The 9,526-nt window shown below is 71.4% G+C and carries 9 protein-coding genes; 6 read left to right on the top strand and 3 right to left on the bottom strand.

The genetic code is table 11. The annotated features are described in order from the left end of the window. Positions 1–212: 212 nt before the first annotated feature. The 3 genes from ACH34Q_RS40855 to ACH34Q_RS40865 are packed head-to-tail and all read left to right on the top strand — an operon-like array spanning position 213 to position 3,306. Positions 213–2,540, top strand: coding sequence for a SpoIIE family protein phosphatase (locus ACH34Q_RS40855; RefSeq protein ID WP_395988570.1), 2,328 nt, complete (start codon positions 213–215; stop codon positions 2,538–2,540). A gap of 31 nt (positions 2,541–2,571) precedes the next feature. Further along, positions 2,572–2,928 carry an STAS domain-containing protein gene (locus ACH34Q_RS40860; protein WP_395988571.1) on the top strand — a complete coding sequence of 119 codons (357 nt, stop codon included), beginning with the start codon at positions 2,572–2,574 and terminating at the stop codon, positions 2,926–2,928. A 9-nt stretch (positions 2,929–2,937) separates the two neighbouring features. Beyond that, a complete protein-coding gene (locus ACH34Q_RS40865) occupies positions 2,938–3,306 on the top strand; it encodes an ATP-binding protein (RefSeq protein ID WP_395988572.1) in 369 nt (122 codons plus the stop codon). 201 nt (positions 3,307–3,507) lie between these two features. Here the strand turns inward: ACH34Q_RS40865 and ACH34Q_RS40870 are convergent, their stop codons facing one another. Beyond that, positions 3,508–4,848 carry a class II 3-deoxy-7-phosphoheptulonate synthase gene (locus ACH34Q_RS40870; protein WP_395988581.1) on the bottom strand — a complete coding sequence of 447 codons (1,341 nt, stop codon included), beginning with the start codon at positions 4,846–4,848 and terminating at the stop codon, positions 3,508–3,510. Positions 4,849–5,102: 254 nt separating this feature from the next. Next, a complete protein-coding gene (locus ACH34Q_RS40875; protein WP_395988573.1) occupies positions 5,103–6,137 on the bottom strand; it encodes an RNA polymerase sigma factor RpoD/SigA in 1,035 nt (344 codons plus the stop codon). A 133-nt stretch (positions 6,138–6,270) separates the two neighbouring features. Between ACH34Q_RS40875 and trxA the strand changes: the two genes are divergently transcribed. From trxA to ACH34Q_RS40890, 3 genes are all read left to right on the top strand, one after another. Further along, positions 6,271–6,624, top strand: coding sequence for a thioredoxin (gene trxA, locus ACH34Q_RS40880; protein ID WP_395988574.1), 354 nt, complete (start codon positions 6,271–6,273; stop codon positions 6,622–6,624). Between the two features lie 213 nt (positions 6,625–6,837). Beyond that, positions 6,838–7,233 (top strand): Hsp20/alpha crystallin family protein, encoded by a 396-nt coding sequence (locus ACH34Q_RS40885; protein WP_395988575.1) that lies wholly within the window; start codon positions 6,838–6,840, stop codon positions 7,231–7,233. A 39-nt stretch (positions 7,234–7,272) separates the two neighbouring features. Then, positions 7,273–8,109 carry a putative RNA methyltransferase gene (locus tag ACH34Q_RS40890; RefSeq protein WP_395988576.1) on the top strand — a complete coding sequence of 279 codons (837 nt, stop codon included), beginning with the start codon at positions 7,273–7,275 and terminating at the stop codon, positions 8,107–8,109. Here ACH34Q_RS40890 and ACH34Q_RS40895 read toward each other — a convergent pair. After that, positions 8,047–8,820 (bottom strand): hypothetical protein, encoded by a 774-nt coding sequence (locus ACH34Q_RS40895; protein ID WP_395988577.1) that lies wholly within the window; start codon positions 8,818–8,820, stop codon positions 8,047–8,049. The two genes, ACH34Q_RS40890 and ACH34Q_RS40895, sit on opposite strands and share 63 nt — an antisense overlap. Positions 8,821–9,526 lie beyond the last annotated feature (706 nt).

Here is a 9,526-nt window from a genome sequence, read left to right on the forward strand (position 1 = left end):
GGGGCCGCACCTGTACTCTACGTCGCCCCATGGCCGGAAACCCGGCTCACGCGGACGCCGCGACCGCGGGGGCGGCCTGTAGTGTTCGTGTTACCGTCTGTCGCGCGGGCGGCACGGCCGGTTGACGGCAGGGCTCTCCCGCCGGCCGCCGGGCATTCCTGGCCGAGTGGTCGACCAGTCTGTCACGATAGCCAGACCCGGGAGAACAACGCTTGAGTGAGGGACGACTGTTGGAACGGCAGACGGTGTCGGCCACCTTCCCGTCCGCCGCGACCTCCGTGGCGGACGCGCGCCAGTTCGTCCGGCGGGTGCTGGCCGACTGGGACATGGAAGAGGCCGCCGACGACGCCGTGCTGGCCACCAGCGAGCTCGCCACCAACGCCGTCACCTACGCCGGGACCTCCTTCGAAGTGGCCTGCCGCCTGACCGACGACGGCGACATCCTCGTCGAGGTCCGCGACCTGCACCCCACCCGCTCGATCGCGATGCCCGGGATGAACGCCTCCAGCGGCCGCGGGCTGCCCTCGATCGCCCGGCTCGCCGCCTCCTGGGGCGTCACCTACGACCGCCGCACCAAGGGCGTGTGGTTCAGGATCCCCAGCCCCACCGCCACCAACGGCGCCGGATCGGCGCGCGTGTCCTCGGAGACCGCCACGGGCACGGCCGGGCTGACCGGCCTCGGCGCGATCCGTTCGGGGCTCGCGGTGGCCGGCGAGGGCTCCGCCGAGGCGCCGGCCGGCCGCGAGCCGCGTCCCGAGCCCGCCGGGCGTGTCCCGCTGGGCCGCGGGGGAGTACGGAGCGACCGCGACGCCCGGGGCCGCCGGGGCGCGGGGGCCGAGGACGTCTCGGACCTGCCCGGCCAGGGCGACCGCATGCTGCGTTCACCGGCCGCCCGCGAGTCGCTGGAGAGCGCCGTCACCACCGTCCGCGACGTCCTGGACGCCGACGCCGCCGCCGTCCTGCTCACCGAGCGGGACGGGCGCCTGGTCCTGGGCGCCTCGGCGGGCCTGCCCGCGGACGTGACGCTGGGCGAGCTGTCGGTGGTCAACCTCGGCCCCGACGCCCGCGCCGGATCGCCCTGGGTGTCCTCCGACACCTCCGATCCCCTCGCCGCGGCGCTGCGCGCCCGCTCGCTGGCCGCCGCCCCGCTGGAGGCCCAGGGGCGCCTCACCGGCGTGGTCGTCGCACTGTCGTCGTCCCCCGGCCGGTTCGAGGAGGCCACCGCCACCCGGCTCGGCCGCATCGCCGACGAGATGTCGCTCTCCCTGGAGAAGGCCAGGGTGGGCGAGCTGGAACGGTCCTGGCGCGGCTGGCTGAGCTTCGTCGCCGAGGCCAGCGACCTGCTGGCCGGCACCCTCGACCAGGAGCGCACGATGGCCCTGGTCGCCCAGCTCGTGGTGCCGCGGCTGTCCACCTGGTGCGCCGTCTACACCGTCGCCGACTCCGGCGCCGCCCGCCTCGCCTACGTCTGGCACGCCGACGAGAACCGCGCCGACGCGCTGCGCGAGCTGCTCGAGCACACCGACTCGGCCCCCCTGATGGACTCGCCCGGCCCCTGGCACGGACTGGCCACCGCCCCGCAGGACGTCCGGGCCGCGGCCGGCTCCACCGCCGCCGACCACGCCTACGCGTTCCCGCTGAACGCCCGCGGCCGCCGGATCGGCACCATCGTGATCGGCCGCCCGCCCGGCGACCGCTTCCCGCGCAGCGCGATCGAGCTGGCCGAGGAGCTGAGCCGCCGCGCCGCGCTCGCCGTCGACAACGCCCGGCTCTACTCCGAGCAGACCACGATGAGCAGCGCGCTGCAGCGCAGCCTGCTGCCGCCCGCCATCCCCGACATCCCCGGCCTGGAGGTCGCGGTGGTGTACGAGCCGGCGGGCGAGGGCAGCGAGGTCGGCGGCGACTTCTACGACGTCTTCGAGACCGCGGGCGTCGGTACCCCCACCGCGGCGCCGTCGCCCCGATGGCGGTTCGCCATCGGCGACGTGTGCGGGACCGGCCCGCAGGCGGCCGCCGTCACCGGCCTGGCCCGGCACGCGCTGCGCATCCTCGCCGCCGAGAACATGTCGGTCCCCGACGTGCTCGGCCGGCTCAACCGGCTCATCCTCGCCGAGGGCGAGCGCGGCCGGCTGCTGACCCTGCTGCACGGCGAGATCGCGCCCCGGCCGCGCCGGGACGGCGTCTCGATCAAGCTGACCAGCGCCGGCCACCCGCCTCCGCTGATCCTCGATCCGGACGGTAGGGTGACCGAGGCCTCTTCGCCGCAGCCGCTGCTCGGGGTCTTCGACGGAGTGGACTTCCGGACCGAGACCGTCCAGCTGAAACGCGGCCAGGTGCTGCTGTGCGTGACCGACGGCGTGACCGAGCGGCGTTCGGGGACCCGGCTGCTCGGCGACGGGCACGGGCTGGAGCGGCTGCTGGCCGGCTGCACCGGGCTCAGCGCGGGCGCGGTGGCCGCCCGGATCCAGCGCGCGGTCCGCGACTTCGGGCCGGAACCCTCCGGCGACGACGTTGCCCTCATCGTTCTCCGGGCGTCATGATGGAGCACAACAATCGGTAAGGTGGGGTGGCGTGGGGCTTGCCTTGCACACGACACGACAGGACGGCCGCGCGACGATCGCCGCGCGCGGCTCCATCGACCTGCACTCCTCAGAGGAGTTGCGGGCGCGGCTCACCGAGCTGGTCGACGCCGGTGAACGAGAGGTCGTGGTCGACCTGACCGCCGTGGATTTCTGCGACTCCTCGGGCCTCAACGTACTGGTCCGGGCCTACAAGCACGCCAAGGCACAGAACGCCAGCTTCACCGTCACCGGCGCCTACGGCCGGGTCGAGAACGTTCTGCGCACCACCGGACTGGACCGGTTCCTGATCGGCGGCGCCACCGGTGCCTCGGGTGGCTCTGGTGCCACCGACGCGAGCGCCGGATAGCCGGCCGCCATGACCGAGACGACGCTGCGCGCCGCCCCCCAGACCGAGGCGGTCGAGTACGCCCGCCGCCTGGCCGCCCGTACCATGCGCACCTGGGCCCTGATGGAACGCGAGGAGCTGGTGACCGCCATCGTCGCCGAACTCGTCGCCAACGCCGTCCTGCACGCCGGCACCGCGCTCGAGCTGCGCCTGCTGCGCAGCTCCGGCCGGATCCGGATCGAGGTCCGCGACCGTTCCGCGCAGATGCCCCGGCTGACCGTCCCCGGCCCCCTGGACGAGTCGCACCGCGGCCTGTTCATCGTCGACCGCTTCGCCAGCGACTGGGGCGCCGACCCCGTCACCGGTGGCAAGGTCGTCTGGGCCGAGGTCGAGGTCTAGCCGATTGCATTCCCGGTCACGCCGGCTCGCCTGGCGGCTCGCCTGGCGGCTCGCCGCCGTGACCGTGCCCGGGGCGAGCGCGGCGGCCCGGTGCGGCTCGCCTTCGGCTTTGCCGCACCGGGCCAGGTAACGCGCTCGCGCGGTGGCTGAGGCCATCGCGGACGGGGGTTGAGTTCCGCTGGGCTTACCGGGTCTTTCGGCTTACTGGGTCTTTCGGTACAGCTCGGCGACCATGAACGCCAGGTCCAGTGACTGGCCGCGGTTGAGGCGGGGGTCGCAGGCCGTCTCGTACCGCTGGTGCAGGTCGTCCTCGTCGATCTGGTGACCGCCGCCGACGCACTCGGTCACGTCGTCGCCGGTGAACTCGATGTGGATGCCGCCCGGGTGCGTCCCCAGGGCGCGGTGCACCTCGAAGAACCCGGTGACCTCGTCCAGCACGTCGTCGAACCGGCGGGTCTTGTGACCGCTCGGCGCCTCGAAGGTGTTGCCGTGCATCGGGTCGCAGATCCACGCGATCGGTGCCCCGCTGCGCTCCACCTTCTCGACCAGCGGCGGCAGCGCCTCGCGGATCCGGCCCGCGCCCATCCGCGTGATGAACGAGAGCCGGCCCGGCTCGCGCTCCGGGTTGAGCCGGTCGATCAGCGCGAGCGCGTCGTCGGCGGTCGTCGTCGGCCCGAGCTTCACCGCGATCGGGTTGCGGATCCGCCGCAGGAACTCCACGTGCGCGCCGTCCAGCTGCCGGGTGCGCTCGCCGAGCCACACCAGATGGGCCGACACGTCGTACGGCTGCCCGCTGAGGCTGTCGATCCGGGTCAGCGCCCGCTCGTACTCCAGCAGCAGCGCCTCGTGGCTGGAGTAGAACTCCACGCCGTGGAACTCGTCGGGGTTGGCGCCGCACGCCTTCATGAACGTCAGCGCGCGGTCGATCTCCCCGGCCACCTGCTCGTACCGCCGCCCGGCCGGGCTCTGCGCCACGAAGTCCTGGTTCCACGCGTGCACCTGGCGAAGGTCGGCGTAGCCGCCCTTGGTGAACGCCCGGCACAGGTTCAGCGTGACCGCCGAGGCGTGGTAGGCCTTCATCAGCCGCCACGGGTCGTTGCGCCGGGAGTCGGGGGTGAAGTCGAAGCCGTTGACCGCGTCGCCACGGTAGGCCGGCAGCTCCAGCCCGCCCCGTACCTCCGAGGGCTTGGAACGGGGCTTGGCGAACTGCCCGGCCATCCGGCCGATCTTGACCACCGGGACGCTGGCGGCGTAGGTCAGCACGACCGCCATCTGCAGCAGGGTCTTCAGCTTGTTCTTGACGGCATCGGCATTGGACCCGTCGAAGGTCTCCGCGCAGTCGCCGCCCTGGAGCACGAACGCCTCGCCCCTGGCGACCTCGCCGAGCCGCTGCTTGAGCTGGTCGCACTCGCCGGCGAAGACCAGCGGCGGCTGCTTGGCGAGCTCGGCGGCGACGGCCCGGGCCTCGGCCGGGTCGTCCCACTCGGGCTGCTGGAGGGCGGGAAGGTCGCGCCAGGCATCGAGGGCGCCGGTGTTGTTCATGGCCATGTGAAGATCTACCTGCGAACTGTCGGTGACGGGATGGGCGGTACGTGCTGTGCGCACGACGTGCTGTATTGGACGACGCCAGGCTATGGCACGTTCGGGGCGTGCCATCGGCCGCACGGCGTAGCCGCCGTGAAACAGGCCTGAACACGAGCCTTGGCGCGGGCCGTCATACGGACTTGGCGCGGGCCGTCATGCGGAAGGGACGGCCCGGCCTGGGCCGTCCCTTCCTACGCTCGCTCGACCCTTGATCATGCCGCCTGGGACGAGGCGGGCTCGCGCACAGGGTGGCGGCGCATCCGGTCACCACCCGTACCGGGACCCGCGTCCGCGCCCGGCAGCGCGCGATGCGCGGCCGGATCGACGTCCACGGCCAGCTGCCGCAGCCGGCGCAGCGACCGGTCGGTGATCTGCCGCACCCGGTTGTGGCTCAGCCCGTAGCGGGCGCCGATCTGGGCATACGACAGCGGCTGGCCGCTGTCCATCCCGAACCGGGCGCGCAGGATCGCCGCCTCCCGCTCCGGCAGCCGTTCCAGCAGCCGGGAGAGGCCCTCGAGATCGTCCAGTGCGACGACCTCCGCCTCGGGCGTGACCGCCTCCGGGTCCTCCAGCAGGTCGCCCATGGGCGTCTCGCCCGCGTCGTCCACGGTCGCGTCCAGGCTGGCGGGATCGCGGCGCCAGCGCTTCAGCTCGTCGATGTGCTCGGGGGCGGCGCCGACCGCCTCGGCCAGCTCGTCCCGGTTGGCGTCGCGGCCGAGCTCCCGGCTCAGCTGGCGCTCGGCACGGCGCAGCCGCGACAGCTCCTCCTCGACATGGACCGGGAGCCGGATCGTCCGGGCGCTGTGGCTCAGCCCGCGCCCGATCGCCTGCCGGATCCACCATGTCGCGTACGTTGAGAACTTGTAGCCGCGGCGATAGTCGAACTTCTCCACCGCGCGCATCAGCCCGAGATTGCCCTCCTGGATGAGGTCGATCAGCGGAAGTGACTCGGTCGGGTACTTGCGGGCGATCGAGACGACCAGCCGCAGGTTGGCCTCGACGAACCGGCGCTTGGCGCGCAGCCCCCCGGCCATGAGCTCTTCCAGCTCCTCCGGCGTCACGCCCTGGGGCGGCGTCCCCTGCTCCAGAAGCCTCTCGGCGTACAAGCCCCCCTCGATCGCCTTCGCCAGGTCGACCTCCTCCACCGCGTCCAGCAGTGGCGTACGGCCGATCCGGTCGAGATAGGCCCCGACGAGGTCCTTGTCGGGGGCGTCGACCCTGTCGCCCTTGGTACGGGTTGCAGCCATCCTGACCCTTCTCCGGTGCGATCTCCCTGACGGCACAACGTTCGAACACCCCCTGGTGATTCCCACGTGGGGAATACTGCGGGGCTGTGCACCGCTCTACCCGTCCTGATACCCCGAGTAAGGAGACGACGACATGGCGACGGTCACACTGACCGCGGAGAACTTCGACGAGGTGGCCCAGGGCGAGGGAATCGTGCTGGTCGACTTCTGGGCGGAATGGTGCGGGCCGTGCCGCCAGTTCGCACCGGTGTTCGAGAAGGCCGCGGGCGCCCACGACGACATCACGTTCGGCAAGGTCGACACCGACGCCGAGCAGGAGCTGTCGCAGCGCTTCGGAATCGCCTCCATCCCCACGCTGATGGCGATCCGGGACGGGATCATCGTCTTCGCCGAGCCCGGCGCCCTGCCGGGCGCGACACTGGAGAAGGTGATCGAGCAGGTCCGCGAGCTCGACATGGAGGACGTCCAGCGCCGCGCCAAGTCCTGACGCCCACCGGCCGTCGCCGCCGCCCGGCGGGGCGCTGACCGGAAGCGGACGCCCCGCCCCGGGCGGCGGAGATCACTACCGCCGATCCGGCCATGTGGGGGCGCGTCCGCACCTCTGGCACCCGCCGGGCACCCCGGCATCGGTGCCTCCGGCCCTGGACGTCCGGTCCGGGCCGGGGTCCGATGGACCCACCCCCTCAGGGAGGAGCGACCGATGAGAACGCTGGACTGGATCGCCCGGTCGGCTCCCGTCGCCCGCCTCCGCCAGGCCGGACGGCAGATCCGGGCCGAGAAGTACGTCGAGAACGGTGTCTACGTCATCCGCGCGGACCTGCCCGGGGTCGATCCGGCCCGCGACATCGACGTGTCCGTGCACGGCGGCACCGTCGAGATCAAGGCGATCCGCCGGGACGACCTGAAGGCCCGCTGGCACAGCGAGATCCCGTACGGCCTCTACCGCAGGGTCCTCACCCTGCCGGACGACGCCGACGGTGACACGCTGACCACCCGCTATCGCGACGGCGTCCTGGAAGTGGCGATAGCCCTGCCGGGAGCCGGTCGCGAACCGGCACCCGACCGCGAAACGACGCCGCTGCGACTGCGCCGCTGACCCGCCCGCCCATCGCCGGGCATCCCCGATGATGGACGGATGCTGGCCGACGTCGTCGAACACCTGATGTGTCCCGTGTGCGCGGAGCGCCTGACGCTCGAGACGAGAGCGTTGCGGTGCTCCGCGGGGCACCTGTTCGACATCGCCCGCCAGGGCTACGCCAACCTCCTGTCCGGAAACGCACGCCCCGGCACCGCCGACACACCGGAGATGGTCCGCGCCCGGGACGACTTTCTGAGCGCCGGCCACTTCGATCCCCTCACGCGCTTGCTCGCCGACCGCGTGACCGAAGGACTCAAGGACGCGGTCGTCCTGGACGCGGGAGCCGGTACGGGCCACTACTCACGGGAGATCCTCGACCGTTCGCCCGGGACGGTAGGCCTGGCACTGGACGTCTCCAAGCACGCGGCCCGCCGAGCCGCTCGCGCACACCCGCGCATAGGAGCGGTCGTCGCGGACCTGTGGCGCCCCCTACCCATACGGGACGGAGCCGCGGACGTGGTCGTCAACGTCTTCGCGCCGCGCAACGCCCCGGAGTTCCACCGCGTACTGAAGTCAGGGGGCGCCCTTTATGCGGTCACCCCTTCGGAACGCCATCTGGGCAACCTCGTGAGCGCTCTCGGTCTGCTGTCCGTCGACGAACGCAAGGCCGAACGCATGGACGCTTCCCTCGCCGGCCACTTCGTACTGGAGACACGGGAGAGCCTGGAGAGCGAGGCACCGATGAGTCACGAGGACGCACTCACGTTGGTGAGCATGGGGCCGAGCGCACACCACGTACCGTCCGAGGACCTCCGGCAGGGTCTGGCGGGACTACCCGACCCGCTCCCAGTGCCGCTGTCGTTCGTCCTGTCGGTCTTCCGGCGCCTGGACTAGCGCGCTACGGAGCTCAAGGAACACCTGGGGCACATCCCCGGGCTCCACGACGCGCCGCGTATCGCACGGCTTCTCCGCGCCTTCCTCGTAGTGAAACGACACCGCGACCGAACGCGCCGCAGACGTGAGCAACACCCGTTGCAACGCCTGCCCCGCCCGCAGCCAATCGATGGGGCCGGCTCCACGTGTGGTGAGCACAGCCCGCCCCGGTGCTTCATCGCAGCGATGGAGCACCGCACCTTCGAGCCGCGCGGCCTCAGCCAGCTCAGCGAAGGCAGGCAGAGACGACACTTGCGCGCCAGACGCCTGTCCCGGTCTCACTGGATGCAGCGCGACGGAACGCGGATTCGCCGGGCGCAACGCCGCGGCGTACAGCAGCCGCTCGGCCCGCGTGACCCGATGCCTGCCGGCCAGCCGTACGGTCGCCAGAAGCGCGGGACTCCCGGAGTCGGGAAGCAGCCGTACGACCGCCTCATGCCCGAGTTGGGCCGCCGCGAGGCGAAGATTCACCAGCGCGGCCCCGCAACTCAAATGCAGCCTCCGCCCGGTCGCGTCGCGCGTCGCGGGAAACCGGTCCGGATCCGCGCGCACCTCGATCAGGCCGGGAACGACCCTGAATCGCCAGGCATGGACCTCGTGAACGGTCGGTCCCATCGTCGCCGCCACGACGAGGCGTTCCGCCGAGCTGCGAACAACGGCGCTCGTGTGCACGCCGACCTCCAGGGGACGCGGTCCTTCTGCGTGAGTGCAGCGAACGGTATCCCAAATGTGAGCCGGCGCACATAGGCATTGACCTGCGGTGACGAGCGTCCGGCCGTCCCGATTTGACGCTCATCGGCCGTCCTCCTAAAGTCATCCATGCCCAAGGGGATGCGGGACGCCGAGAGGCGGACGGCCCCGGGGAACCAGTCCTGAGAAAAGCGGTTCGAGCCTCGCTCGGCCTGTAGTACGATGGTCTGGTCAGCCCGAGACGGGATGCAGGACGCCGCAAGGTGGCCGGCCCGGAGGGCGAAACCCTACGAATCGAAGACGGCGGCCTTCGGGTGCGCCGGACGATGATGCGCAGGAACCGGGCAGCTCTCAACCGTCGAATAGATCTTAACCAGATCAACTTGACAGACGAGAACAGCCTGGTAAGTTAGAAGGGTTGCCCCGGAGCCTGGATCTGCGAGAGCGGGTTCGGCGCGGTGGGTGTCCGTTTCTTGAGAACTCAACAGCGTGTTAAAAGCCAGTGCCTTTATATGGTTCGGTCATGGTACCGGATCACCCCGAGGCCGGCGGTCTGCTTCTACTTTGTGGGGGTGGGTTGTTGGTCTGGGATTTCTTTGAGGCAAAATGTCATGGCTCTCCTTACCGGGAGGGTTGTGGATTCTGCTGGGATTGTTTCCGAGGTTTGGCCATCGGGGTTCGCCCCCGG

Source organism: Actinomadura sp. 9N407 (assembly GCF_044326315.1).
GTDB lineage: Bacteria > Actinomycetota > Actinomycetes > Streptosporangiales > Streptosporangiaceae > Spirillospora.

Bases quoted from the DNA above. Each gene is read 5' to 3' on its own strand.
- ACH34Q_RS40865 (WP_395988572.1), top strand. From the start codon at position 2,938: ATGACCGAGACGACGCTGCGCGCCGCCCCCCAGACCGAGGCGGTCGAG.
- ACH34Q_RS40870 (WP_395988581.1), bottom strand. From the start codon at position 4,848: ATGAACAACACCGGCGCCCTCGATGCCTGGCGCGACCTTCCCGCCCTC.
- ACH34Q_RS40875 (WP_395988573.1), bottom strand. From the start codon at position 6,137: ATGGCTGCAACCCGTACCAAGGGCGACAGGGTCGACGCCCCCGACAAG.
- trxA (WP_395988574.1), top strand. From the start codon at position 6,271: ATGGCGACGGTCACACTGACCGCGGAGAACTTCGACGAGGTGGCCCAG.
- ACH34Q_RS40885 (WP_395988575.1), top strand. From the start codon at position 6,838: ATGAGAACGCTGGACTGGATCGCCCGGTCGGCTCCCGTCGCCCGCCTC.
- ACH34Q_RS40890 (WP_395988576.1), top strand. From the start codon at position 7,273: ATGCTGGCCGACGTCGTCGAACACCTGATGTGTCCCGTGTGCGCGGAG.